We start from the raw sequence: 25175 nt of genomic DNA, 5'->3' as shown, positions 1-25175 counted from the left end.
CCATCTGCGCCGAGATAGTCCGTTGAAACTGACGGTCTCGGCACAGAAGCACTATCTCAGCGTGCGATCTCGCCTGACTTCACCCGTCAACGCTCGCCCAGCAGCCGCCCCCAGGCGGTCCGGGTGAGCCGGCGTCGGGCGCCGCCGAACCGACCGGCCCCGCCGAGCGCGGCCCGGGCCGCGTTCCACCCGGCCGCGCCGTGCACCCCACCGCCGGGGTGAGCGGACGCGCTCGCCAGATACGGCCCCTCCAGCGGCGTCCCTGACCGCCCGAGGCGGGGAGTCGGCCGGAAGAACAGCTGCTGGTGGAGCGCCGCGGAGCCGCCGTTGATCGCCCCGCCGACCAGGTTCGCGTTCGCCGCCTCGAAGTCGCCCGGCGACTGGACGTGCCGGGCGATCGCGGCGTCGCGAAAGCCGGGTGCGACCCGTTCGACCGCCGCCTCCATGCGCTCGACCTGGGCCTCGAGGTCGGCGGCAGACCACGCCTCACGGTGCGGCAGGTGCGTGTATGCCCACACGGACTCGGTGCCGGCCGGCGACCGCGTCGGGTCGGTGGTCGTCATCTGGCCGAGCAGCAGGAACGGTCGCCGCGGCACCCGTCCGACGGCCAGATCGGCGGCGGTGTCGACGAAACCGTCGACGTCGGTGCCGAGATGGACCGTCCCCGCACCCCGGACCTCGCGCGCGGTCCACGGCACCGGCCGGTCCAACGCCCAGTTCACCTTGAGGGTCGCGTGGTCCCACTGGAACCGGGCGAGGTCACGGCGCAGGCGCGCGGGCAGGCGGTCGAGCCCGACCAGGTCGCGGTAGAGCGCCGGCGCGGCGACGTCCGCGAGCACCGCGTGCCGCGCCACGACCACGTCGCCGCCGGCGATCCGGACCCCGACGGCCCGGCCACCGGACACCACCACCGACTCCACCCGCGCCCCCGTGCGCACCGCGCCGCCCGCGGCGATGAATCGGTGCGTGAGCGCGTCCGCCAGCCGGCCGGCCCCGCCGCGCGGGACGGGGAAGCCCACGTCCTGCGCCAGCATCGCGAGCAGCCAGCCGAACAGGCCGCTGCCGGCGGCGTCCGGCGGGAGGTCGCTGTGCATGGCGTTGCCCGTGAGGAGCAGCGCGGCGCCCTCGCCGCGGAACTGCTCCTCGGCGAGCCGGCGCACGGGCAGGACGGCGAGCCGGGCGAGCTCCAGGCCGCCGGCCACCCCGGTCCGACGCAGCAGGCGGGTCGCCGCGGCGACCGGCGGGAACGGGGAGAACAGCGCGTCGAGCAGCGGGTCGCGGATGCGGTCCCAGTCCGCGACCATCGCCAGCCAGGCGTCGCCGTCGCCGGCCGCGAAGGCGTCCAGGCCGGCAGCCGTCCGGGCGGGGTCGGGGGTCAGGAGCGCCGCGCGCCCGTCGTCGAGGGCGTGCGCGAGGACGTCCGGCGCGCGCACCCAGGTCAGCCCGTGCGCGCCGAGGTCGAGGTCGCGCATCAGCGGCGAGGCCGCGGCCAGCGGGTAGAAGGCGCTGAACAGGTCCGTCGTGAACCCGGGCGCGGTGACCTGCGCACTGCGGACCGCACCGCCGACGTCGTCGGCCGCCTCGAGGAGCAGCACCTCCCAACCGGCGTCGGCCAGGGCGTTCGCGGCGACCAGGCCGTTCGGGCCCGCCCCGATCACGACGGCGTCCACCGTGCGTGGGCTCATGAGCGCTCCCTCTCCCGTGGTCGGCGCTCACCGTCGCACCGGCGGCCGCAGCGGCGCAACCGCGCGGTCACCGCAGCCGGCGGCGCGGTTCCCTGGGAGAGCGGGTCCCCGGGAGCGCTGGGGCCCCCGGGAGCACAATGGCGGGCATGTCGCTCGTCCGCTATGGCGCGCCCGCCGGCCGCTGGGTGCTGCTCGCGACGGTGCTGGGGTCCGGGATGGCCTTCATCGACGGCACGGTCGTCAACATCGCCCTGCCGAGCATCGGCGCCGAGTTCGCCGCCGACGCGGCCTCCCTGCAATGGACCGTCAACGGGTACGCGCTCCCGCTGGCGGCCTTCATCCTGCTCGGCGGGTCGCTCGGTGACCGGTTCGGTCGACGTCGGGTGTTCGTCATCGGGGTCACGTGGTTCGCGGTGGCGTCGTTGTTGTGCGGCCTCGCGCCGAACGTGAACGCCCTGATCGTCGCCCGGGCGCTGCAAGGGGTCGGCGGGGCCCTGCTCGTCCCCGGCTCCCTCGCGATCCTGCAGTCGGCGTTCGACCCGGGCGACCGGTCGCGCGCGATCGGGGCCTGGTCGGGACTCGGCGGGATCGCGGGTGCGGCCGGACCGTTCCTCGGTGGCTGGCTGGTGGGGGTCGCGAGCTGGCGGCTCGTGTTCCTCATCAACCTGCCGATCGCGCTGGCCGTGGTCGTCGTCGCCCTGCGCCACGTCCCCGAGTCCGCCGATCCAGATGCCTCCCGCCGGATCGACGTGGCCGGCTCGCTCACCGGCGCGCTGGGCCTGGCGTGCGTGACCTACGGCTTCACGGCCTGGCCCGAGCGCGGTGCCGACGCGCTCGTGCTCGGCACCCTCGCGGTCGGCGCGGCCGCGATGATCGGCTTCGTCGTCGTCGAGGCCCGCTCGTCGCATCCGATGCTCCCGCTGCGGATCTTCGCCTCGCGCGTGTTCTCCGCGACCAACGTCGTGACGTTCCTCGTCTACGGCGCGATCGGCGGGCTGTTCTTCTTCCTCGTCATCACCCTGCAGGTCGTCGTGGGCTTCTCGCCGCTCGCCGCCGGTCTCGCCCCGCTGCCCGTGACCGCCCTCATGCTCGTGCTGTCCGCACGGGCCGGCGGGCTGGCGCAGCGGATCGGACCGCGGGTCCCGATGGCAGTCGGACCGCTGATCTGCGCCGGCGGCGCCGTCCTGCTCGCCGGGATCGACGCCGGTTCGACCTACCTGACCGGCGTGCTCCCGGGGATCGTCGTGTTCGGGCTCGGCCTGTCCCTCACCGTCGCGCCGCTGACGGTGACAGCGCTCACCTCCGCCGCCGATCGGCACGCGGGCGTCGCGAGCGGGGTGAACAACGCCGTCGCGCGCGCAGCCGGGCTGATGGCGGTCGCGGTCCTGCCCCTGGCCGCCGGCGTCGGGACCAGCCTGATCGACCCCGCGACCCTGGGCCCGGCCAACCGCACGTCGATGCTGATCTGCGCCGGGCTGCTCGTCGCCGGCGGCCTGCTCGCGCTGGGAACGATCCCGTCCAGCCTGGCCGCCGCTCGCCCGGCCGGGGAGCCCGGTGCGGCCGACCCGGCGGGCCCGGCGGGCCCAGCCGGAGCGTGACGCTCGCCACCTCGCCCGGCAACGTCTCGACCACGCATCGGGTGTGAGGATGGGGGCCTCGGTCAAGGGGAGGAACGCTCATGGTCATGCCCACAGTGGTCGTCATCGGCGGCGGGTACGGCGGGATCGCCGTCGCGAAGGCGCTCGATGACGTCGCCGACGTCGTCCTCGTCGAGCCGAAGGACGCCTTCGTGCATGCGGTGGGCGCGCTCCGGGCCGCGGTCGACGCCACCTGGGAGGACCGGATCTTCTTCCCGTACGACCGGCTGCTGGCCCGTGGCCGGGTGATCCACGAGTACGCGCAGCTGGTCAGTCCCACCGAGGTGAAGTTCTCCGCCGACCGGTCGATCACCGCCGACTACCTGGTCCTGGCCACAGGCACCGCCTATCCGTTCCCCGCGAAGTTCGTCGAGTCCGACGCCTGGGTCGCCCGCGCACGGCTGGCCCGGATGCGCGAGGCGCTGGGGGCCGCGGACCGCGCGCTGCTGGTCGGAGCGGGACCCGTCGGCCTCGAGCTCGCCGGGGAGCTGCTGGCAGCCTTCCCCGCGCTCGCCATCACCATCGTGGACCAGGCCGACGACGTGCTGACCACGGGTGACTACTCCCCCGAGCTCCGCGCGTCGGTCCGCTCCCAGCTCGAAGCGCGCGGCGTGGTCTTCGAGTTCGGTGCGCCGCTCGGTTCGCTGCCGCCGCACGACGTCGGCGTCTTCGGACCGTTCACGGTCGAGACGGCCGCCGGGCGATCGATCGAGGCCCAGATCTGGTTCCGCTGCTACGGGAACCTGCCCGCCACCGACTACCTCGGCAGCGAGCTGCGGGTCGCGCGCGGCTGGGACGGCGAGGTCGCGGTCACCACCCGGCTCACCGTCCTGGGCTTCGATCGCGTCTTCGCCGTCGGTGACATCACCGACATCAGGGAGACCAAGCGCGCGTCGGCCGCGCAGGCCCACGCGAAGGTCGTCGCGGCCAACATCCGCGCCCTGATCGAGGGGCGGGAGCCGACGGCGACCTACGCGGCCGCACCCGAGCTCATCGTGCTGCCCCTGGGGCCCGACGGCGGCGCGTCGCAGCTCGTCGACGCGGACGGCACCCGCCGGATCCTCGGCCCGGCCGAGACGAGCGCGATGAAGGGTGCCGACCTGTTCAGCGGCGCGTTCGCGGAGCTGTTCGGGGTCTGGTCCACCTAGTCCATGTTCGGGCGGGAGTCCTCGTGCGGCAGGCGCGGCTCGGTGCGGTACTGCGGCTTGAACCCGGCCTTGTCGGCGTAGAACTCCCGGATCCGGTCCATGTCCGCGCGCACGTCTCCGGTGAGGTGCAGCGTGACCCCGAGCCCGGTCGTCATCGTGGTCCGGTCGACGTACCCCAGGGTGACCGGCAGGCCGGTGTCGATCGCGATGCGGTAGAAGCCCGACTTCCAGAACTTCACCTTGCTGCGCGTGCCCTCGGGGGTCACCACGAGGTAGAACTTCTCCCCCGCGGCCGCCCGCGCCACGATGTCCTCGACCAGGCCGCGCGGATTTGCCCGGTCCACCGGGATGCCGCCGAGCGCGCGCATCAGGGGACCCGCCGGCCCCGTGAACAGCGTGTGCTTGCCGAGGAACTTCGCCGAGACCCCGGCCCGCCAGGTGATGGCGAGCATGAGGATGAAGTCCCAGTTGGAGGTGTGCGGGGCCCCGATGAGGAGCCCGACCCCCTCCTCCGGGAGCGGTTCGAGCCGCAGGTTCCAGCGGCTGACGGCGAAGTACAGGCGTGCGAGCTGGCTACGGATCATCAGTTGCTCTGCATGTCGACGAAGCGGGACAGGTGACCCTGGAAGGCCACCGTGATGACGTCGGTGGGGCCGTTTCGGTGCTTGGCCACGATCAGGTCGGCCTCTCCTGCTCGGGGGCTCTCGCGCTCGTAGGCATCCTCGCGGTGCAGCAGCATCACGATGTCGGCGTCCTGCTCGATGCTGCCCGACTCGCGCAGGTCGCTCATCGCGGGCTTCTTGTCCGTGCGCTGCTCGGCGCCACGGTTCAGCTGGCTGATCGCGATGACCGGGACCTCGAGCTCCTTCGCGAGGAGCTTGAGCGCGCGGGAGAACTCCGAGACCTCCTGCTGACGGGACTCGACGCGCTTGCCGGAGCTCATCAGCTGCAGGTAGTCGATGATCACGAGCTTGAGGTCGTGCTTCTGCTTGAGCCGGCGGCACTTGGCCCGGATCTCCATCAGCGACATGTTCGGCGAGTCGTCGATGAACAGCGGCGCCTCGGAGATGCGTCCCATGGTGCCGGCGAGCTTCTGCCAGTCGCCGTCGCCCATGGTCCCGTTGCGCATCTTCTGCAGCGGGATGCCGCCCTCCGCCGAGAGCAGTCGCATCGTGATCTCGTTCCGACTCATCTCGAGCGAGAAGATCACCGACGCCATATTGTGTTTTATTGACGCAGACCTTGCAATATCTAGACCCATTGTTGACTTGCCAATTGCCGGGCGTGCCGCCAGGACGATCATCTGGCCGGGGTGCAGCCCGTTCGTCAGCCGGTCTAGGTCCGCGAACCCCGTCGGCACGCCGACCATCCCGTCGCCGCGATGACCGGCTGCCTCGATCTCGTCGACCGTGCCCCCGATCACGTCCCCGAGGCGGAGGTAGTCCTCCGAGGTGCGCTGCTCGGTGACCGCGTACACCTCGGCCTGGGCGTTGTTGACGATCTCGTCGACGTCCCCGCCCTCGGTCGCGTACCCGAGCTGGACGATGCGGGTGCCCGCCTCGACGAGCCGGCGGAGCACGGCCCGTTCCCGCACGATCTTCGCGTAGTACCCGGCGTTGGCCGCGGTCGGGACCATCGAGATCAGCGTGTGCAGGTAGGGCGCCCCGCCGATCCGGCCCATCTCGCCGCGCTTGGTCAGCTCGGCCGAGACCGTGACCGCGTCGGCGGGCTCGCCCTTGCCGTAGAGGTCGAGGATCGCGTCGTAGACGGCCTCGTGGGCGGGCCGGTAGAAGTCGGTGCCGCGCAGGTGCTCCACGACGTCGGCGATCGCGTCCTTGGAGATCATCATCCCGCCGAGCACGCTCTGCTCGGCGGCGATGTCCTGCGGCGGGGTCCGGTCGAAGCTCGGCCGTGCGGGGCCCGTCGAGTACCCCTGCTCAAGCTCGTCGATCGACACCCGGACCCACCCCTGCCTTGTCATACCTCGTCGTACAGATGTTCTAGCAGGAGGGTCCGACAGGACGATCCCGAGCCACATTCCTGACTTCGGGATTTGCGCCTACGCGAGGTTAGGCTCCAGCGGGTCGGACTTCAACGCGGCCTGTGCGCCCACCTGTGGGCAACCTGTGGACGACAGACCGGACGGCTGTGCACAGGTAGTGGACAAGCCTGTGTACAAGGTTCAGTTTGTCAACCGATACCCCGCGTGACCGGCACCGACACTCGCAGCAGGTTGTGGACAGGAGATTCGTTGTGGCCGATCCAAGGCGTGGACCGGGGGTCCGCGCGCTGGATGCCCGGATCCTCGCACTGGCCGTCCCGGCCCTCGGCGCGCTCGTCGCCGAACCGCTGTTCGTGCTCGCCGACTCGGCCATCGTCGGTCACCTGGGCACGGCGCAGCTCGCCGGTCTCTCGCTCGCGTCCACCGTCCTGGTCACGCTCGTCGGGCTCTGCGTCTTCCTCGCGTACGCGACCACGGCCGCGGTCTCGCGGCGCATCGGTGCGGGCGACGCGCGCGGCGCCCTGACCCTCGGGGTGGACGGGATGTGGCTCGGAGCCGGGCTCGGGCTGCTCCTCGCCGTGGCCGCCTGGCTGGCGGCCCCCTGGGCGGTCACGGTGCTCGGGGCCACGCCCGCGGTCGCCGAGCACGCCGTCGCCTACCTGCGGTGGTCGGCACCGGGCCTGCCCGGCATGCTCGTGGTGCTCGCCGCCACCGGCGCGCTGCGGGGCCTGCAAGACACCCGCACGCCCCTGTGGGTGGCCGCCGGCGGCGCGATCGTGAACACCGTGCTCAACCTCGCCCTCGTGTACGGCGCCGGGATGGGCATCGCGGGCTCGGGCCTGGGCACCGCCCTCGCCCAGCTCGGGATGGGGGCCGCGCTGACCGTCGTCGTCGTGCGCGGAGCCCGCGCCCGGGGGGCGGCGCTGCGACCGGCTCGGGGCGGGATCTGGGGCAGCGCGCGGGCCGGTGCGCCCCTGTTCGTCCGAACCCTGTCGCTGCGGCTGGCGATCCTGCTCACCGTGTTCGTCGCGGCCGGACTCGGGGAGGTCGCCCTCGCCGGTCACCAGGTCGTGAACTCGATCTGGGGTCTGACGGCGTTCGCGCTCGACGCGCTGGCCATCGCCGCGCAGGCGCTGGTCGGGTTCTCGCTCGGGGCGGCCGACGTCGGCCAGACCCGCGCCGTCCTGCGCCGCACCCTCACCTGGGGGGTGGGGGCCGGCGCCGCCCTGGGGGTCGTGGTGGCCGTGAGCGGGTGGTGGCTCGCTCCGCTGTTCACCACCGACCCGGACGTGCGCCGAGCGGTGGCGGTCTCGCTGGTCGTGATGGCGGTCTTCCTGCCGATGGCCGGCTGGGTCTTCGTGCTCGACGGCGTCCTGATCGGCGCCGGCGACGGCCGGTACCTGGCAGCGACCGGCCTGCTGACCCTGCTCGCGTACGCGCCGGTCGCCCTCGCGGTCCGCGCCTGGGCCCCCGACGGCGCGCCCGGCCTCGCCTACCTCTGGGCCGCCTTCGCGGGCATCTTCATGCTGGCCCGAGCCGTCACCACCGGCCTGCGCGCCCGCACCACCACCTGGATGCTCACGGGAACCTGACCCCACCCCCCGCCCACCCGCCCACCCGCCCAAAAGGCGCCGAGTGCGGGCCTTCGGTTGGTCCGGAGGCCTGCCGAGCAGCAGAACGCCCGCACTCGGCGAGATCTGCCGGATCGGCCGGGGGTGGATGTCAGAAGGACCCGGTCCCCCCGAGGGGGCCGGGTCCTTCTGGCGTGCGACCGGTGCTTGCGCGAACCGGGACGAGCTGGTGGATCAGGCTGCGGCGACGACCGTGATCGAGATGGTCGCGGTGACCTCCGGGTGCAGGCGAACCTGGACCGTGTAGTCGCCCAGGGCCTTGATCGGCTGACCGACCTCGACCTTGCGCTTGTCGACCGAGGGGCCACCGGCCGCCTTGACGGCGTCGGCGATCTCGGACGTCGTGACGGCACCGAACAGGCGGCCGCCGTTTCCGGCCTTGGCCGTCACGGAGACGGTCTTCGACTGCAGCGAGTCCCGAATGGCCTTCGCGTCGTCGAGCGACTCGATCTCGCGGGCCTTGCGAGCCTTGCGGATCGACGTGATCTGCTTCTCGGCGCCCTTGGACCAGGCGTGAGCCAGGCCGCGGGGGACGAGGAAGTTCCGGGCGTACCCGTCCTTCACGTCGACGACGTCGCCCGGGGCACCGAGACCGGTGACCTCGTGGGTCAGGATGATCTTTGCCATGAGTTCAACCTCCTTCTCAGCGTGCAGACGACGAGTACGGCAGGAGCGCCATCTCGCGAGCGTTCTTGACGGCACGCGCGATCGCGCGCTGTTCCTGGACGGTCACGCCGGTCACCCGACGAGCGCGGATCTTTCCGCGGTCGGAGATGAACTTGCGCAGCAGCGCCGTGTCCTTGTAGTCGATAACGGTGATCTTCGCCGCTTTGAGCGGGTTCAGCTTCTTCTTGGGCTTGCGTACAACGGCCTTGGCCATCGTGGGGCTCCCTTGTCGTGATGCGGAGCCCGGGGCGTTGCCATGCCCCGGGATGGGTGGTGAACGGGCTCGGCGCCCGGTTGACTAACGGAAGACAGACGAGTCAGAACGGCGGTTCGTCGGAGAGCGAGCTGCCCGACGACGAGTTGCCGGGGCCCGACGTGGCCCACGGGTCGTCCTGCTGGTGGCCGCCCTGAGAGCTGCCACCGCTGAATCCACCGCCGCCACTGTTGCCCCCGCCACTGCCACCGCTGTTGCCGCCGCCACCGAAACCGCCACCACCGCCGCCACCGCTGCGCTGGGCGCGGGTGACCTTGGCGCTGGCATAACGAAGCGACGGGCCGATCTCGTCGACCTGCAGCTCGACCACCGTGCGCTTCTCACCCTCGCGGGTCTCGTAGGAGCGCTGGATGAGCCGGCCGGAGGCGATGACGCGAGTGCCCTTGGTCAGGGACTCGGCCACGTTCTCGGCAGCCTCACGCCAGATCGAGCAACGCATGAACAGCGTGTCGCCGTCCTTGAACTCGTTGCTCTGGCGGTCGAAGGTCCTCGGAGTGGATGCCACGGTGAAGTTGGCCACGGCCGCACCCGACGGGGTGAAGCGCAGCTCCGGGTCCCCGGTCAGGTTCCCGACTACCGTGATGACGGTCTCACCAGCCATGCCAGCTCCTCGTTTGTCGTCTTGAGAGTCAGATTGTGCGAACGACGCCGCTATTTGGCGTCGGCGCGCATGACCTTGGTCCGCAGGACGACCTCGTTGAGGCCGAGCTGGCGGTCGAGCTCCTTGGCGGTGTCCGAGCTGGCCGTGAAGTCCACGACCGCGTAGATGCCTTCGGACTTCTTCTGGATGTCGTACGCCAGACGGCGCTTGCCCCAGATGTCGACCTTGTCGACGGTGCCGCCGGTGGTCTTGATCACCGTGAGGTACTTGTCGAGCGATGGTGCGACGGTGCGCTCTTCGACCTCGGGGTCGAGGATGATCATCAGTTCGTACTGACGCATGCGGTTACCCACCTCCTGTGGACTTTGCGGTCACGGTCTCTCCGTGACAGGAGGGCTGTACGTCGCTGCACCCGGGCCTGCATCGATAGGCGACGAGGTCCGATGGGCACAGCAGCCCACCACGATACCGGTTACCTGCCGCCCCGAAGACCTCCGGGGCGGCAGGTGTGGATTACTGGGCCGGTGGACCGGCCGGCGTCGGCTCCACCGGTGTCGCTGGCACGACCGCCGGACCGAGGGAGATCACGATCGCCACCGTCGAGCCGGGCGCCGCCGAGGCCCCCGCCGCGGGCGAGGCGCTGATGACCCGCCCCTTCGGCACGGTCGCATCGACCGCCTCGGTCACGCCGGCGCTGAGCCCGGCGTTGATGATCGCGGCCTCCGCGTCGGCCCGGGTCATCCCCACCAGTCCGGCCGGCACCGTCGACTCCGTGGGCGCGACCGGCGCCTCCTCGGTCGGCGTCGGCTCGGCCGTGGGGGTCGGGGTCGCGGTCGCGGTCGGCTTCTTCTTGTTCACGTTGGACCGCTCGGGGAAGTCCACGACCTCGGCGTACTTGGGCACCTCGAGCACCGGCTTCATGTACGCGGCCCACAGCTTGGCCGGCCACGTGCCACCCGTGATCTGCGCAACCCCGCCGAACTCGGAGATCGGATCCTCACCGAGCCCGTCCGCCGTCGGCTGGTAGAACGCCACCGACGTCGCGAGCTGCGGGGTGTAGCCGACGAACCACGCGGACTTGTTGTCGGACGACGTGCCCGTCTTGCCGGCGATCGGGCGGCCGAGCGGCTTGACCCACTTCTTGCCCGACCCCGTCTCGACCACCTGGGTCATCGCGTAGGTCGCGTCGGCCATCACCTCGGGGGCGAACACCTGCTCGCGAGCGCCGGCACCCTGGTACGCGATGCCACCGTCCTTGAGGTACTTCGCCTCCCGCACGATGAACGGTGCGGCGTGGTAGCCCTGGGCCGCGAACGTCGCGTAGGCGGAGGCGAGGTCGAGCGGGTGGACGGCGTCGCTGCCCAGCACGTTCGAGGGGACCTGCGTCACGTCGGTCGTGATGCCCGCCCGGTGGGCGACCTCGGCGGTCTTGTCCGGTCCCACCTGGATGTTGAGCTGGGCATACACGGTGTTGACCGACTCGGCGGTGGCCTTGACGAGGTCGATCGTGCCGAAGCTCTGCCCGCCGCCCGAGCCGAAGTTGGTGACCTTCCCGGTCTCGCTCTCCCAGCCCTCGATCTTCTGCGGGCTCTTGCCGCTGAAGGTGTCACTCAGGCTGACGCCGTTCTCCAGCGCGGCGACCAGCGTGAACGGCTTGAAGGTCGACCCAGCCTGGGCCACGTCCTGCGTCGCGGCGTTCTGCGCCGAGGTGATGTAGTCCGGGCCGCCGTACAGCGCCACGATCGCGCCGTCCGCCGGATCGATCGACGTCAGCCCCACCTTGGTGGCGGCGTTCGGGGCCTCGCCGGCGAGGGAGCCGTCGCGCAGGCTCGTCACGGCCGCCTCGGCCGCGGCCTGGAGCGGCTGCTCGATCGTCGTGACGACGTCGAGCCCGACCCGGTTGATCTGGTCTTCGGTGAACGAGGCCTTGTCGATGAGCTCGGCCTTCACCATCGCGAGCAGGTACCCCTGCGGGCCCGCGAAGGTCTGCGAGGTCGTGGGCTCGATGGTCTCGGGGTAGACCTGCGCGGCGCGCTCCTCGGCCGTGAGCCAGCCCCCCAGCACCATCCGGTCCAGGACGCGCTCCCAACGCTGCTGCGCCCGCTCGGGGTTGGTCTTGGGGTCCCAGTTCGACGGCGACGGGATGATCCCCGCGAGCAGGGCGCCCTGGGCGACGGTCAGGTCCTTCGCGTCGACCGCGAAGTACGCCTGGGACGCCGCCTGGATGCCGTAGGTGCCACGGCCGAAGTAGATCGTGTTCAGGTAGTTACCCAGGACGACCTCCTTGTCCTGGCTCTGACTGATCTTCACCGCGAGCAGGGCTTCCCGGAACTTGCCGACGTAGTCCGAGGTGGTCTTGCCGTTGTAGTACCGCTCGACGTACTGCTGCGTGATCGTCGAGGCACCCTGGGTGGCACCGCCCTTGACGTTGTTGACGAACGCCCGGACGATCCCGACGGGGTCGACGCCCGCGTTCTCGTAGAAGCTGGAGTCCTCCGAGGCGACGACGGCGTGGCCCACGTGCTCGGGGAGCGTCGTCGCGTCGACGAGCACCCGCTTCTGCTCGGCGAAGGTCCCCATCACGGCGCCGGGGGTGCCGTCGGCGTTGTTCGCGTACCGGACGGTCGTCGTCTCGGCCAGCGCGAACTCGTCCGCCTCGGGGATGGTCGTCGTCGCATAGGCCGCGACCACGAGCCCGAGGAGCATGAACCCGGCCGCGAGGATCACGCCGAGCACCAACCGCCAGGACGGCAGCCAGCGCCGGACGCCGGACTTGCCCGCCCGCGGGTAGTCGATGAGCCGGCCGTTGGCCGCGCCCTTGCCCGACGACGCACGCTTCGTCGCACCTCGACCCGCCGATCGCGACGACCCCGCCGATCGACCCTGCTGATTCGCGCTTGCCACGTCCTGCCTTCCCGCCGACGACTAGTCCGCAAGGGCCCCGCGACCTGGCGCGGACCTGCCCGTTGCGCGAACAGTATGCGTGAGCAACCCGGGAGAAGACCCGGTGCCGGGCTCCACACCGGGATGCTCCACACGATGCGCACGACTGCTCCGCACGCCGGACAGTTGCCGGATCGCGCGGTTGGTCATACTCTCTCGATGTATCCATTCGATACATCGGCAGCGCGAACGCCGCCGGTCAAGCATGGCAGTACCGACGATCACCGTAGAGGAGGACCGCTGTGCGCGGACGTTCGGACGTTCTCGAGCCGGCCATCCTCGGCCTGCTCGACGAGTCCCCGTTGCACGGCTACGAGCTGCGCAAGCGGCTCAACCTCGTGCTCGGCTCGTTCCGCGCCCTGTCCTACGGGTCGCTGTATCCCTGCCTGAAGTCGCTCGTCGTCCGAGGCTGGATCGTCGGCACCGACTCCCCCGACGCCCCGCCGCACGCCCTGTCCGGCAAGCGGGCGCGCATCGTCTACCAGCTCACGGCCGACGGCAAGGAGCACTTCCAGTCGATCCTGGCCTCGTCCGGCCCGGCCGCCTGGGAGGACGAGAACTTCGACGTGCGGTTCGCGTTCTTCGCGCAGACCGACGCCGAGACCCGCCTGCGGATCCTCGAGGGCCGGCGCAGCCGGCTCACCGAGCGGCTGGAGACGGTCCGCCTGTCGTTCAACCGCGCTCGCGAGCGCATGGACGACTACACCCTCGAGCTGCAGCGGCACGGGCTCGAGGGCGTGGAGCGAGAGGTCCGCTGGCTCGACGACCTCATCGACAACGAGCGCGGCACCCGCCGCGCGAGCCTCAACGGCACCGGTCAACCGACCGTCGCCGATCCCGCCGTGGACGGCACTCGTCCCGGCACAGAACCGAAGGAGCGAGGATGACCTCCATCCGCGTCGCCATCATCGGCGTCGGCAACTGCGCGTCATCACTGGTCCAGGGCGTGCACTTCTACGCGGACGCTGACCCGACCAGCACCGTGCCCGGCCTCATGCACGTGCAGTTCGGTGACTACCACGTCTCCGACCTGGAGTTCGTCGCTGCGTTCGACGTCGACGCCAAGAAGGTCGGTTTCGACCTGTCCGAGGCCATCGGTGCCAGCGAGAACAACACGATCAAGTTCGCCGACGTCCCGCCGCTCGGCGTGACCGTGCAGCGGGGCCACACGCTCGACGGTCTCGGCATGTACTACAGCGACACGATCGACGAGTCCGACGCAGCGCCCGTCGACATCGTCGCCGCGCTCAAGGAAGCCCGCGTCGACGTGCTCGTCTGCTACCTGCCGGTCGGTTCGGAGCAGGCCGCGAAGTACTACGCGCAGTGCGCCATCGACGCGAAGGTCGCGTTCGTCAACGCCCTGCCCGTGTTCATCGCGTCCGACCCCGAGTGGGCTGCCAAGTTCGAGGCTGCCGGCGTCGCGATCGTCGGCGACGACATCAAGTCGCAGGTCGGCGCGACCATCACGCACCGCGTGCTCGCGAAGCTCTTCGAAGACCGCGGCGTCATCCTGGACCGCACCTACCAGCTGAACGTCGGCGGCAACATGGACTTCAAGAACATGTTGGAGCGCACGCGCCTCGAGTCGAAGAAGATCTCCAAGACGCAGGCCGTCACCTCGAACCTCAAGCAGGACCTTGCCCCGCGCAACGTCCACATCGGGCCGTCGGACTACATCGCCTGGCTCGACGACCGCAAGTGGGCCTACGTCCGCCTCGAGGGTCGCGCGTTCGGTGAGGTCCCGCTCAACCTCGAGTACAAGCTCGAGGTCTGGGACTCGCCCAACTCGGCCGGCATCATCATCGACGCCGTCCGCGCCGCCAAGATCGCCAAGGACCGCGGCATCGGTGGCCCGATCCTCTCGGCCGCGACGTACTTCATGAAGTCCCCGCCCGTGCAGATGGAAGACACCAAGGGCCGCGCGGAGCTCGAGGCCTTCATCCGCGGCGACAACGAGCGCTAGTCGTTCACCGCGATTGACGAGGCCCCCGGCAAGCACGTCGCCGGGGGTTTCGTCGTGCCTGGCCCAGACGAACCAGGGCCGACGTCGACTACCGGGTCCGGCGCCAGGTCCCGCTGCGCCCGCCGGTCTTCTCCTCGACGCGGACGTCGGTGATCGTCGCGCCCCGGTCGACGGCCTTGACCATGTCGATCAGCGCGAGGCCGGCCACGGCCACGCAGGTGAGCGCCTCCATCTCGACGCCGGTGCGGTCGGCGGTGCGCACGGTGGCGACGATCCGGACGCCGTCGTCGGTGACCTCGAGGTCGACCGTCACGCCGTGGATCGCGATCGGGTGGCACAGCGGGACCAGGTCGGGCGTGCGCTTGGCCGCCTGGATCCCCGCGATGCGCGCGACGGCGAGCGCGTCACCCTTCGGCACGCCCTCCCCGCGCAGCAGCCCGATGACGATCGGCGTCGTCGAGACGAACCCGCTCGCGGTCGCGCTGCGGACGGTGACGTCCTTCGCGCTCACGTCCACCATCCGGGCCGCACCGCGCTCGTCGACGTGCGTGAGGTTCAGCCGGTCGTCCGTCATCGCGCCAGATCCCTTCGTCGCCCGCCAAGACGGGTCGGGCCTCGAAGGTTCGAGGCCACCGGCACGCTACCGCCGACCGGTCGGGGGTCACCTGCCCTCTCCGAGGAGAGGTGCGGGCGCCCCGTGTCGTGGTGGTCGAGGGGTCGACGACGGGGCCCTGGACGCCGACTACGCTGACCCGCGTGCAGGTGATCAGCGAACTCCAGGAGCTCCTGCGGCTTCCCGATTTCCGCAAGCTGTTCGCGGTGCGCCTGGTGAGCCAGACCGGGGACGGGATGTTCCAGGTCGGCCTCGCCACCCTGTTCTTCTTCTCCCCCGAGAACGCGAGCACGGCAACGGGCGTCGCGGCAGCGTTCGCGGTCCTGCTGCTGCCGTTCACGGTCGTCGGACCGTGGGCCGGCGTGCTGCTCGACCGCTGGCGGCGGCGCCAGGTGCTGTTCGTCGGCAACCTCGTCCGGGTGGTGATCACCCTGGCGATCGCCGGCATCCTGCTCACGAGCGGCGTCGGTCCCGTGGTCTACGTGCTCGCGCTCGTCGACCTGTCGATCAACCGCTTCCTGCTCGCAGCGCTGTCGGCCTCGCTGCCGCGCGTCGTCGACGGTCCGCTGCTCCTCACCGCGAACTCGCTCACGCCGACGCTCGGCGCGGGCGCCGCCGGCCTCGGTGCGGGCATCGGATTCGTGCTCGGGCTGCTGCTCGAGCCCGGCCGCAGCAAGGACGCGACGGTCCTGACCGTCGCCGCCATCCTGTTCGCCACGGCATCCCTGCTCGCCACCCGGATGGGCCGCGACCTGCTCGGCCCCGAGCGCCGGACCGACGCCGGTCAGATGCGCGCGGCCCTGCAGAACCTCGCCCGCGGCCTGGTCGCCGGCGCCCGCCACCTGCGCGAGCGCCAGACCCCGGCGCGGGCGCTCGGCGTGATGGCCACCCACCGGTTCCTCTACGGGGTGGTGTTCATCGCGAGCATCCTCATCTCGCGCAACCTGCTCGCGGACCCCGCCGACCCGGCTGCGGGGCTGCGGACCTTCGGCACCGTCCTCGCCGCGTCCGCGGTCGGGTTCGTCCTCGCCGCCGTGCTCACGCCGGTGCTGAGCCGCCGCACGGGTCCGCACGCCTGGATCGTGTACTGCCTCGTGCTGGCCGCGGTGAGCCAGCTGCTGCTGACGGTGACCATCTCGCGGTGGGCCCTTCTCGCGGCGGCGGTCGCGCTCGCGCTGGCGGCCCAGGGGGCGAAGATCGCGGTGGACACGATCGTGCAGCGGGACACCGACGACGCGTTCCGCGGTCGGGCGTTCGCGCTGTACGACGTGCTCTACAACGCCGCGTTCGTCGGTGCTGCGGCGCTGGCGGCGCTCGTCCTGCCCGACACCGGGTACTCGCCGGCCCTGTTCGCGCTCCTCGCGGTCGCCTACCTCACCGCCGCGGCGGTCTACGGCGCCCGCGCCCCCCGGACCGCGCGCCACCCCTGAGCAGGTCCCAGGACAGGCCCCAGGACAGGCCTCACCGCTACCGGGGCTGCTGCGCCCACCACTCCTGGAGGGCTTGCGTGGCCTCGGCCTCCGAGAGCGGGCCGCGGTCCAGCCGCAGCTCGAGCAGGAACGCGTAGGCCTTCCCGACCACCGGCCCCGGCTTCAGGTCGAGGATCGCCATGATCTGGCCGCCGTCCAGCGAGGGCCGCATCGCGGCGAGCTCCTCATGCTCCCGCAGGACCGCGATCCGCGCCTCGAGCGCGTCGTAGGCGCCGGACAACCGCTCCGCCTTGCGCCGGTTCCGGGTCGTGGAGTCGGAGCGGGTGAGGCGGTGCAGGCGCTCGAGGAGCGGGCCGGCGTCGGTCACGTAGCGGCGCACGGCCGAGTCGGTCCAGCTGCCCTCGCCGTACCCGTGGAAGCGCAGGTGCAGCTCGGTCAGCCGCGCGACCGCCTTGACGGTGTCCTTGTCGAACCGGAGCGCCCTGAGCCGCCGGGAGATCAGCTTCGCGCCGACGACCTCGTGATGGTGGAAGCTCACGCCGCCGTTCTCCTCGAACCGGCGGGTGGCGGGTTTGCCGACGTCGTGCAACAACGCCGCGAGCCGCAGCACGAGGTCGGGACCCGGCACCGCGCCCGCCGGCCCGGTCTCCAGGTCGATCGCCTGCTCGAGCACCGTCAGGGAGTGCTGGTAGACGTCCTTGTGCCGGTGGTGCTCGTCGATCTCGAGCCGGAGCGCCGGCAGCTCGGGGAGCACGTGGTCGGCGAGCCCGGTGTCGACCAGCACCTCGAGCCCGCGCCGCGGCCGGGGCGAGATCATCAGCTTCACCAGCTCGTCGCGCACCCGCTCGGCCGAGACGATCGTGATCCGCTCGGCCATCTCCTCGATCGCCGTCCGCGCCTCGGGGTCGAGCGTGAACCCGAGCTGCGCCACGAACCGCGCCGCCCGCATCATCCGCAGCGGGTCGTCGTCGAACGACTGGCGCGCCGCCACCGGGGTGCGCAGCGTCCGACCGGCGAGGTCGGCGAGCCCGTCGAACGGATCCACGAACGTGAGGCCCGGCAGCCGCACCGCCATCGAGTTCACCGTGAAGTCCCGCCGCGACAGATCGCCCTCGAGGGTCTTCCCGAAGGCGACCTCCGGCTTGCGCGACGACGGGTCGTACGCGTCGGTCCGGTAGGTCGTCACCTCGACGACGACGTCCTCGCCGCCCCGGCGCCGCCCGGCGCCGATCGTGCCGAACGCCTTGCCGATGTCCCAGTGGGTGTCGCCCCACTTCGCGAGCAGCGCCTGCGTCTGGTCGGGGGTGGCCGACGTCGTGAAGTCGAGATCGGCGCTGACCCGGCCGAGGAACGCGTCGCGGACCGGTCCGCCCACCAGCGCGAGCTCGTGGCCGGCGGCGGCGAACACCTCGCCCAGCTCGATGGCGGCGGGAGCCAGCTCGGTGAGGATTCCCAGTGCCCGTCGCTGGAGGTCGGCGAGCACCGCGGGCCCGGCGCCGGCGGCTCCCGGGTCCGACGGGGCGGCGTTCACGGTGGTGTTCTCGTTCGGGGGCACGGCGTCCAAGCCTGCCAGAAGTCTCCGCGGGCGGACGCAGGCGCCCGCTCACCTGCAGTCGGACCGTCCGGAGTCCCCCAGATGCCGGGGGTCGCCGCGTGGGGTAGTTACAGTGGCGGCATGTCCAGCGTCGCGCCACAACCACGCCCGCCCGGCGTGCCGGCGCCTCCCGGCGGGCACGCGCTACGCATCGACCCCTCCGTGGCGCGGGCAGTGCCACCGAGCCTTCCGGTGGTCGACGAGACCTCCGCGGGCGGGTTGGTCGTGTCCTTGGTGCACGGCGTGCACCTCGCCGCGGTCATCGCCCGGCGCAACCGGGCCGGTCGACTCGAGTGGTGCCTGCCCAAGGGACACCTCGAGGGGACCGAGACCCCCGAGGAGGCGGCCGTCCGTGAGATCGCGGAGGAGACCGGCATCCGCGGCGAGGTCGTGCGTCGGCTGGGAATCGTCGACTACTGGTTCACCGGCGACGACCGACGCGTGCACAAGGTCGTCCACCACTTCCTGCTCGATGCCCTCGGTGGGACCTTGACGGTCGAGGGCGACCCGGACGGCGAGGCCGAGATCGCGGAGTGGGTCGCCCTGAGCGACCTCCCCCAGCGGCTCGCCTACCCCAACGAGCGACGGCTCGCGGAGGCGGCGCACGTGGTGCTCGTCAACGGGGCATGAACGCCCACCTCCGACGCGCGCGGCGCCCCTGGCCCGGCCCCCTGCTTCGCGGCCTGCTCGGGACGCTGCTGGGCGCGGCGGTCGTCCTCACCGGCCTGGTGAGCACGGGCAGCGACGCCCTCGCCGAGGTCGGGAGCGCGACCCCCTCCCCCACGGACGAGGTGCCGCTCGAGCTTCCCGTCCAGGTCGCCGTGACCGCCGTGTCACCCCAGGTGCTGCGACCCGACGGCCAGCTCGCGGTCCGGGCGACCGTGACGAACCGGAGCGACGAGGCGATCGCCGAGCCGCGCGCGACGCTGCGGATCCGACGTTTCCTCATCTCCACCCGCAGCGCGGTCGAGGAGTGGACGGGCTTCGGCGCGACCGACACGGCCGGCACCCCCGTGGGGCAGCCGGTCGTGCTGGGCGCACCGCTCGCCCCGGGCGCGTCGGCCGACGTCGAGTTCCTCGTCCCCGCCGGTGACCTGCTCCTCTCCTCGGCGCCGGCCGCCTGGGGGCCGCGCGGGATCTCGGTCGAGGTGACCGACGACGGCGCCCGGGTGGGCCTGGCCCGCACGTTCACCCTCTGGCTCCCGGCCGAGCCCGAGGCCTCCGTCCGGGTGTCGGTGGCCGTGCCCTTCACGGGCGAGGCCCTCGATGCCGAGGCCGCCACCGAACCCACCCTCCCGACGGACGACACGATCGAACGGCTCGCCGACCTGCTCGAGATCACCCGCGACCGGCCCGAGGTCGCCTGGGCGCTCGACCCTGCAGTCCTGGCCGGGCTGGCCGGGCCGGACGCCCCGCCGGAGGCGTCGAGCGACCTCAGCACCGCGGCGTCCGACGCCGACGCCCGGGCCCTGGGCACGGGTCTCGGCCGGGCCGCTGCCGGTCGCGACGTGTTCACCCTGCCCGCCTTCGACCCCGACCTCGCCGCCTTGGCGCACGCGGGAGAGCAGGACGTCGCGGCCACCGCGGTCTCGCTCGCAGGAGCCGCCCCCCTTCCCCTGCTCGGCTCGCCGCCGCGCACCGACCTGGCCTGGCCGGCGGACGAGGTCCCCGACCACGAGACGGTCGCCCTGGCGGCCCAGGTCGGCGCGCGCACCGTGATTGTGGGCGGGGACGGGCTGGCGGCGCTGGACCTCAACTACACCTCGACCGGTCGAGCGACCGTGCCGACCGCCGCGGGAGAGGTCGCCGCGCTCGTCGCCGACAGCACGCTGACCGACCTGTTCACCGATCCCGACAGCACCAGCGAGTCGGACGCGAGCGAGACGGACCCCGCGGCGCCGACCGCCGCCACCGGCGACCCGGCCGCGCAGACGACCCCCGCAACCGCGGCGCAGCGCGTGCTCGCCGAGACCGCGATCGTCGCGCGCGAACGGCCGAGCGACTCCCGCCACCTGCTCATCGCCCCCCGGCGCGGCTGGTCGCCGGACGTCGCCGTCGCGCGTGCGCAGCTCGCGGCGCTGGCCGAGGCGCCCTGGGTCGACCTGGCCCCGCTGGCGACCCTGATCGGCACGGCCGACCCAGCGGTCGAGCGGGAAGCCCTGCCCTCGGAGGTGACCGCCGACCGCGAGCTCACCCCGTCCGCGATCAGCTCGCTGAGCTCGGCCCGCGCGGACCTCACGACGTTCGCCACCCTGGTCCCCGACCCGGCGGCGCTGACCGCGGGAGCCGATGCCGCCGTGCTCGCCCCGCTGTCCGTGGCCTGGCGCGCCGACGAGGGCGGACGCGCCGACGTCGTGCAGGAGGTCGCGACGGACCTGGCAGCGCGGGCCACCGGCGTGTCGGTGGTTCCTGGCAGCGTGCTCAGCCTCATCTCCCGGTCCGGCTTCCTGCCCGTCGGGCTTCGCAACGAGCTCGACCAGGACGTGACGCTGCAGGTCTCGCTCGTCCCGGAGAACCGGCTGCTCGTGGTCGACGGACCCGAGACCATCACGGTCCCGGCCAACTCCGAGACGCAGGCGCGGATCCCGTTCCACGCGGTGGGCAGCGGCGACGTCCGGGTCGAGGTGACCCTGCTCGCGCCCGGCGGCGCCCCGGTGTCCGAGCCGACCTCGTTCACCGTGCGCGTGCGGGCCGACTGGGAGAACGTCGGCACCGCCGTCGTGGCCGGCGTCCTCGGGCTCGGGCTCCTGTTCGGGATCGGGCGCACGATCCGCCGAGGCCAGACCAAGACCCGAGGCGCCAGTCCCGCCCAGATCGCGGAGATCGCCGAGATCACCGGACCTCCCCCGGAGAAGTCATGACCACGTCCCCGACCGCCTCCGGCCACACCAACCTCGGCAAGCACACGTCGTTGATGGCGTCCGGCACGGCCGTCTCGCGCATCCTCGGGTTCGTCAAGGGCTCGCTGCTCGTGTACGCGATCGGGATGACCGGCGGTGCGGCCGACGCGTTCGCCCTCGGCAACACGCTGCCCAACATCCTGTACCTGCTGATCGCGGGCGGGGTGCTCAACGCGGTGCTCGTGCCGCAGGTGGTCCGCGCCTACCAGCGGACCGACGGCCAGGGCGACGACTACGTCAACCGGCTGCTGACGCTCGGCACGGTCGCGCTCGCCGTGCTGACGGCGATCCTCACCCTCGCCGCGCCCGTCTTCGTCGCGATCTACTCGAATCTCGGCGATCCGGCCCTGACCGGCCTCGCCGTGCTCTTCGCCTACTGGTGCCTCCCGCAGGTGCTCTTCTACGGCGTGTACACGCTCATCGGCCAGGTCCTCAACGCGCGCGGCAGCTTCGGCCCGCTGATGTGGGCGCCCGTGGTCAACAACCTCGTGTCCATGGCGGGGCTCGGGGTCTACCTCGCGGTCTTCGGGAGCTTCAACGCGAACAAGGACGTCATCGCCGATCCGACCACCTGGTCCGGCGGGCAGGTCGCGCTCCTCGCCGGGACGGCCACCCTCGGGGTCGTCGCGCAGGCCTTCGTGCTGTTCATCCCGCTCTACCGGAGCGGGTTCCGCTACCTGCCCCGCTGGGGCTTCCGCGGCGTGGGCCTCGGCCGGGCCGGGCAGGTCGCCTCGTGGACGTTCGCCGGGCTCGTCGTCGGCCAGCTGGGCATCCTCGTCGTGACGAACGTGGCCAGCGCGGTCAACTCCACACCCGACGCCGGGCTCGGCGTGGCCGGCAACGCGGTCTACAGCTACGCCTTCCTCGTCTTCATGCTTCCGCACTCGCTGGTGACCGTCTCGCTGCTCACCGCGCTGTTCACCGGCCTCTCGGCGAAGGCTGCGGTCGGTGACGTCGCTGCGGTGCGCGACGAGCTGTCGTTCGGGCTCCGGACCGTCGGCCTGTTCACGGTCTTCGCGACCGCGGTGATCGCGGTCCTTGCCTACCCGTTCGCCCGGGTGCTGCAGTTCTCCGCGAGTCCGGCGGACATCTCGGCGCTCGCCACGGTGATCGTCGTGATGATCCTCGGCCTGCCCGCGTTCGGGGCGTGGTCCATGGCCCAGCGCGTCTTCTACGCGTACGAGGACGCCCGGTCCATGCTCCCGATCCAGATCGGCATGGCCCTGGTCGTCGTGGCGGGCTCGCTGCTCGGGCAGGCGCTGCTGTCCCCGAAATACTGGGTCGCGGGCGCCGGCGCGGCCATGACGCTCTCGTACGGTGTCGGTGCCGTCGTCGCGCTGTGGATGCAGCGGCGCCGGCTCGAGGGCTTCGGGGCCGGGCGGGTGCTGCGGCTGTACGTCCGGGTCGGCGTGGCCGCCGGGGTCGCGGCGGGTGCCGGGTGGGCCGTCGTGCACCTCATCGGCGGGCTCCCCGACACGGGGTTCGGGCGCGCGGCGCTGATCTGCGCGGTGGTGGGCCTGCTCATGACCGCGATCTACGCGGGCCTGCTCAAGGTCATGCGGGTCAGCGAGCTCGACGACCTGCTGCGTCCCCTGCTCCGGCGCGTGGGCCGCTCCGCGTAGCATGGCCGCACCGGCCAGCGGTCGGTAACCCACAACCACGCGGGTCACGCGTGACGAGCGAGGGGGAGGCCCTGTGGACGGCGTCGTCGGACAAGGCACCTTGCTGGCGGGCCGGTATCGGCTGCTGCGACCTATCCCGTCGGACCTCGTCGGTGCCGCCGCCTGGGACGCGAACGACCAGATCCTGGATCGAGGCGTTCGGGTCGCCCTCCTCACCGAGGGCCGCGTGCCGCAGGCGGTCGACGCCGCCCGCCGCGCGGCGCTCGTCGCCGATCCGCGCCTGGTGCGCGTGCTCGACGTCGGCGACCACGAGGGCGTCGCGTACATGATCACCGAGCCGGTCACCGGCCCGTCGTTGGCCCAGCTCGTCTCACGCGGTCCGCTGCCCGCCGACCAGGCGCGCGCCATCGTGGGCGAGGCCGCCGCCGCGCTCGAGGCCGCTCGACGCCGGGGAGTGCACCACCTGACGCTGCGCCCCTCCGTCCTCCACCTCGCGGCCGACGACCGGGTGCTGATCACCGGCCTCGCCGTCGACGGCGCGCTCCTGGGGCAGGGCATCGGCGACGCTCGGTCGACGACCCGCGCGGACACGGTCGGCCTCGTCGCCCTGCTCTATGCGTCGCTCACCGGCCGGTGGCCCGGAGCCGCGTTCGGCACCGACGACCCCGCCAGCGCGACCGCCCAGCTCCCCGCGGCCCCGCTCGTCGAGGGTCGCCCCATCGCGCCCTCCGAGCTGGTGGCTGGCATCCCGAACGACCTCGACACCCTCTGCGCCGTCACTCTCGGGCCGAACGACGACGGGCCGCACAGCCCGGCCGAGCTCGTCCTCGAGCTCGAGCCGTGGGGCAGCATCCGTGCACGCGACCTCCTCGCAGCCGCCAAGGAGCCGCAGTGGGACCCGACGACCACCTCGGCCCGGTCCGCCCGCAAGGCCGCTGCGGACGCCAAGGCTGCCGCGGTGGAGCCCGCCCCGGTGTCGGCGCCCCCGACGGTGCAGCGTCAGTCGGTCCGCTCCGCGTTCGCCGCGCAGCCGCCCGGTACCGCCGCTCGCCCGGCGACCCCTCCCGCCGCGGCCCCGGCCCGGTCCAGCCAGTTCGGTGCCGTGTCCGGGGTCGGTGCGGGCGCTGCGGCAGTTGTCGGCGCTGCAGCAGCCTCGTCAGCAGCCCGGGACGCGTCCGCCCGCACGGCTGACGCTGCGCAGGCCGCCGCGGCCGAAGCGGCGCGCGCGTCGGCTCAGACGGCGCGCGCATCGGCGGACGACTCCGCCGCGGCCCCGACCGCAGTGGTCCCGACCGCAGTGGTCGCCTCGACTCCCCCGCCCGCGTTCCCGCCGGCGGAACCGAGCTCGTCGCGGGCCCTGCCGCCGACGCCGACCACGCCACCCGCGGCGCCCGCGGCCCCGCCCCGACCCGCGCCTGCGGTGGACGACGAGCGACGCAGCGCGCCGCTCCCGCGCGCCGCGGGGGCCGTGGTGGGTGGTCCCTCCGTCGCCGGACCCACAGCGGGACCCACAGCGGGACCCACCGGTGGACCCGCTGCCGGCCGGGAAGGCACCGGCCCGCGGGCCTTCGACGAGGTCGTCTCCGCACGGGAGCAGGTCGCGACCAAGCGGTTCGACCCGACGCGCCTCGTGCTCGCCGTCGTCGTGATCGCCGTGGTGATCGGGCTCTACCTCGCGCTCCAGGCCCTGACGGCCCCGATCCGGGACGCGCCGCCGCGCAGCGATCCGCTCCCGACGGTCAGCGCTCCCGCCGAGGAGGCCCCCGCCGCTGAGCCCGATGCCGCCCCGGCCCCGGCTGTGGAGCCCGGTGCGGCACCCGCGATCGTCTCGGGCCAGTCGCTCGACCCGCCGCCCGCCGGCGACGACAACGAGCACCCCGAGGCCGCCCCGCTCGCGATCGACGGCGACCCCGGGACCTTCTGGTTCACCCGCACGTTCAACTCGCCGGAATTCTCCGGCCTGAAGGAGGGCGTCGGCTACGCGGTGTCCCTCCAGGCCCCGGCGAACGTCTCCACCGTGACCCTGCAGGTCAACGGCACAGGCGGGCAGGTCGAGGTCCGGGCCACGGATCCGTCGACCCCGAACCAGGGAGACGTCCTGGCGTCGGGAACCCTCGGCGGCACGACGGTCCTGACGCTCTCCGCACCGACCGAGACCCAGAGCATCGTGCTGTGGTTCACCTCGCTGCCGCAGACGGCCGACGGCAAGAACCGGCTCGAGCTCGCCGAGGTGGGCGTGTCCTGACCGCTCGACCGGAACAGATCCTCCGGTGAAACCGTTCTGCTGCACGGTGGATCCGAACAAGTCCACCCTCGACCGATCTCTTCGAAGGACCATCTCTTGACCGAGCAGACGAGCACCCTCCGCGACCTGATCATCGTGGGGTCTGGCCCCGCCGGGTACACCGCGGCCCTGTATGCGGCGCGGGCGGGGTTCGCCCCGCTGGTGCTGGCGGGTTCGGTGAC

The 25175-nt window shown here is 72.4% G+C and carries 21 protein-coding genes; 11 read left to right on the top strand and 10 right to left on the bottom strand.

What is annotated here, in order from left to right; translation table 11 throughout:
- Positions 1–86: 86 nt before the first annotated feature.
- Positions 87–1685 carry a phytoene desaturase family protein gene (locus EUA98_RS10035; RefSeq protein WP_130102549.1) on the bottom strand — a complete coding sequence of 533 codons (1599 nt, stop codon included), beginning with the start codon at positions 1683–1685 and terminating at the stop codon, positions 87–89.
- A 146-nt stretch (positions 1686–1831) separates the two neighbouring features.
- On the opposite strand from EUA98_RS10035, the gene EUA98_RS10030 reads away from it, so the two are divergent.
- Both EUA98_RS10030 and EUA98_RS10025 read left to right on the top strand, forming a co-directional pair.
- On the top strand, positions 1832–3283 hold the full coding sequence (locus EUA98_RS10030) for a DHA2 family efflux MFS transporter permease subunit (protein ID WP_130102548.1): 1452 nt from the start codon (positions 1832–1834) through the stop codon (positions 3281–3283).
- A gap of 80 nt (positions 3284–3363) precedes the next feature.
- Complete coding sequence (locus EUA98_RS10025) at positions 3364–4470, top strand: FAD-dependent oxidoreductase (protein ID WP_207219038.1); 1107 nt, start codon at positions 3364–3366, stop codon at positions 4468–4470.
- On the opposite strand, the gene EUA98_RS10020 is transcribed toward EUA98_RS10025, so the two are convergent.
- Both EUA98_RS10020 and dnaB read right to left on the bottom strand, forming a co-directional pair.
- Positions 4467–5054 (bottom strand): 1-acyl-sn-glycerol-3-phosphate acyltransferase, encoded by a 588-nt coding sequence (locus EUA98_RS10020; RefSeq protein WP_130102546.1) that lies wholly within the window; start codon positions 5052–5054, stop codon positions 4467–4469. The two genes, EUA98_RS10025 and EUA98_RS10020, sit on opposite strands and share 4 nt — an antisense overlap.
- Positions 5054–6427, bottom strand: a complete 1374-nt coding sequence (gene dnaB / locus EUA98_RS10015; RefSeq protein ID WP_207219037.1) for a replicative DNA helicase — start codon at positions 6425–6427, stop codon at positions 5054–5056. Before dnaB ends, EUA98_RS10020 begins: the two co-directional genes overlap by 1 nt.
- A 296-nt stretch (positions 6428–6723) precedes the next feature.
- Between dnaB and EUA98_RS10010 the strand changes: the two genes are divergently transcribed.
- Positions 6724–8064, top strand: a complete 1341-nt coding sequence (locus EUA98_RS10010; protein WP_130102544.1) for an MATE family efflux transporter — start codon at positions 6724–6726, stop codon at positions 8062–8064.
- 213 nt (positions 8065–8277) lie between these two features.
- Here EUA98_RS10010 and rplI read toward each other — a convergent pair whose 3' ends face one another.
- From rplI to EUA98_RS09985, 5 genes are all read right to left on the bottom strand, one after another.
- Entirely contained in the window at positions 8278–8730 is a 453-nt protein-coding gene (rplI, locus tag EUA98_RS10005) for a 50S ribosomal protein L9 (protein ID WP_130102543.1), read from the bottom strand.
- A gap of 16 nt (positions 8731–8746) precedes the next feature.
- On the bottom strand, positions 8747–8983 hold the full coding sequence (gene rpsR, locus EUA98_RS10000) for a 30S ribosomal protein S18 (RefSeq protein WP_130102542.1): 237 nt from the start codon (positions 8981–8983) through the stop codon (positions 8747–8749).
- Between the two features lie 103 nt (positions 8984–9086).
- A complete protein-coding gene (locus EUA98_RS09995; RefSeq protein ID WP_130102541.1) occupies positions 9087–9644 on the bottom strand; it encodes a single-stranded DNA-binding protein in 558 nt (185 codons plus the stop codon).
- Positions 9645–9694: 50 nt separating this feature from the next.
- Positions 9695–9985, bottom strand: coding sequence for a 30S ribosomal protein S6 (gene rpsF / locus EUA98_RS09990; protein WP_130102540.1), 291 nt, complete (start codon positions 9983–9985; stop codon positions 9695–9697).
- 172 nt (positions 9986–10157) lie between these two features.
- Complete coding sequence (locus EUA98_RS09985) at positions 10158–12548, bottom strand: transglycosylase domain-containing protein (protein ID WP_130102539.1); 2391 nt, start codon at positions 12546–12548, stop codon at positions 10158–10160.
- Between the two features lie 281 nt (positions 12549–12829).
- Between EUA98_RS09985 and EUA98_RS09980 the strand changes: the two genes are divergently transcribed.
- Both EUA98_RS09980 and EUA98_RS09975 read left to right on the top strand, forming a co-directional pair.
- Complete coding sequence (locus tag EUA98_RS09980) at positions 12830–13474, top strand: PadR family transcriptional regulator (RefSeq protein WP_130102538.1); 645 nt, start codon at positions 12830–12832, stop codon at positions 13472–13474.
- Positions 13471–14550: an inositol-3-phosphate synthase gene (locus tag EUA98_RS09975; protein WP_130102537.1), complete on the top strand. Its 1080-nt coding sequence runs from the start codon at positions 13471–13473 to the stop codon at positions 14548–14550. Before EUA98_RS09980 ends, EUA98_RS09975 begins: the two co-directional genes overlap by 4 nt.
- 88 nt (positions 14551–14638) lie before the next feature.
- On the opposite strand, the gene moaC is transcribed toward EUA98_RS09975, so the two are convergent.
- On the bottom strand, positions 14639–15124 hold the full coding sequence (moaC, locus tag EUA98_RS09970) for a cyclic pyranopterin monophosphate synthase MoaC (RefSeq protein WP_130102536.1): 486 nt from the start codon (positions 15122–15124) through the stop codon (positions 14639–14641).
- Positions 15125–15306: 182 nt separating this feature from the next.
- Between moaC and EUA98_RS09965 the strand changes: the two genes are divergently transcribed.
- Positions 15307–16593 carry an MFS transporter gene (locus EUA98_RS09965; protein WP_130102535.1) on the top strand — a complete coding sequence of 429 codons (1287 nt, stop codon included), beginning with the start codon at positions 15307–15309 and terminating at the stop codon, positions 16591–16593.
- 37 nt (positions 16594–16630) lie between these two features.
- Here the strand turns inward: EUA98_RS09965 and EUA98_RS09960 are convergent, their stop codons facing one another.
- A complete protein-coding gene (locus tag EUA98_RS09960; protein ID WP_130102583.1) occupies positions 16631–18124 on the bottom strand; it encodes a CCA tRNA nucleotidyltransferase in 1494 nt (497 codons plus the stop codon).
- A 144-nt stretch (positions 18125–18268) separates the two neighbouring features.
- Between EUA98_RS09960 and EUA98_RS09955 the strand changes: the two genes are divergently transcribed.
- The 5 genes from EUA98_RS09955 to EUA98_RS20260 form a co-directional block, all read left to right on the top strand.
- Positions 18269–18817: an NUDIX hydrolase gene (locus EUA98_RS09955; protein ID WP_130102534.1), complete on the top strand. Its 549-nt coding sequence runs from the start codon at positions 18269–18271 to the stop codon at positions 18815–18817.
- Positions 18814–21048: a DUF6049 family protein gene (locus tag EUA98_RS09950; RefSeq protein ID WP_130102533.1), complete on the top strand. Its 2235-nt coding sequence runs from the start codon at positions 18814–18816 to the stop codon at positions 21046–21048. The genes EUA98_RS09955 and EUA98_RS09950 overlap by 4 nt, the downstream gene beginning before the upstream one ends.
- Positions 21045–22709 (top strand): murein biosynthesis integral membrane protein MurJ, encoded by a 1665-nt coding sequence (murJ, locus tag EUA98_RS09945; protein WP_130102532.1) that lies wholly within the window; start codon positions 21045–21047, stop codon positions 22707–22709. The genes EUA98_RS09950 and murJ overlap by 4 nt, the downstream gene beginning before the upstream one ends.
- 73 nt (positions 22710–22782) lie before the next feature.
- Positions 22783–24954 carry a protein kinase family protein gene (locus EUA98_RS09940; RefSeq protein WP_130102531.1) on the top strand — a complete coding sequence of 724 codons (2172 nt, stop codon included), beginning with the start codon at positions 22783–22785 and terminating at the stop codon, positions 24952–24954.
- Positions 24955–25050: 96 nt separating this feature from the next.
- The coding region (locus EUA98_RS20260) for an FAD-binding protein (protein ID WP_130102530.1) at positions 25051–25175 on the top strand (125 nt) is incomplete at its 3' end.

The organism is Pengzhenrongella frigida (assembly GCF_004168625.1).
Taxonomy (GTDB): domain Bacteria; phylum Actinomycetota; class Actinomycetes; order Actinomycetales; family Cellulomonadaceae; genus Pengzhenrongella; species Pengzhenrongella frigida.
This window is presented reverse-complemented; position numbering and strand designations above follow the sequence as displayed.

Excerpts from the sequence above, each read along its gene's own strand:
- rpsR (WP_130102542.1), bottom strand. The coding sequence starts at position 8,983 with ATGGCCAAGGCCGTTGTACGCAAGCCCAAGAAGAAGCTGAACCCGCTC.
- moaC (WP_130102536.1), bottom strand. The coding sequence starts at position 15,124 with ATGACGGACGACCGGCTGAACCTCACGCACGTCGACGAGCGCGGTGCG.
- EUA98_RS09975 (WP_130102537.1), top strand. The coding sequence starts at position 13,471 with ATGACCTCCATCCGCGTCGCCATCATCGGCGTCGGCAACTGCGCGTCA.
- rpsF (WP_130102540.1), bottom strand. The coding sequence starts at position 9,985 with ATGCGTCAGTACGAACTGATGATCATCCTCGACCCCGAGGTCGAAGAG.
- EUA98_RS10030 (WP_130102548.1), top strand. The coding sequence starts at position 1,832 with ATGTCGCTCGTCCGCTATGGCGCGCCCGCCGGCCGCTGGGTGCTGCTC.
- EUA98_RS09955 (WP_130102534.1), top strand. The coding sequence starts at position 18,269 with ATGTCCAGCGTCGCGCCACAACCACGCCCGCCCGGCGTGCCGGCGCCT.
- EUA98_RS10035 (WP_130102549.1), bottom strand. The coding sequence starts at position 1,685 with ATGAGCCCACGCACGGTGGACGCCGTCGTGATCGGGGCGGGCCCGAAC.
- EUA98_RS10025 (WP_207219038.1), top strand. The coding sequence starts at position 3,364 with ATGGTCATGCCCACAGTGGTCGTCATCGGCGGCGGGTACGGCGGGATC.
- EUA98_RS09950 (WP_130102533.1), top strand. The coding sequence starts at position 18,814 with ATGAACGCCCACCTCCGACGCGCGCGGCGCCCCTGGCCCGGCCCCCTG.
- murJ (WP_130102532.1), top strand. The coding sequence starts at position 21,045 with ATGACCACGTCCCCGACCGCCTCCGGCCACACCAACCTCGGCAAGCAC.
- rplI (WP_130102543.1), bottom strand. The coding sequence starts at position 8,730 with ATGGCAAAGATCATCCTGACCCACGAGGTCACCGGTCTCGGTGCCCCG.
- EUA98_RS10020 (WP_130102546.1), bottom strand. The coding sequence starts at position 5,054 with ATGATCCGTAGCCAGCTCGCACGCCTGTACTTCGCCGTCAGCCGCTGG.
- EUA98_RS09995 (WP_130102541.1), bottom strand. The coding sequence starts at position 9,644 with ATGGCTGGTGAGACCGTCATCACGGTAGTCGGGAACCTGACCGGGGAC.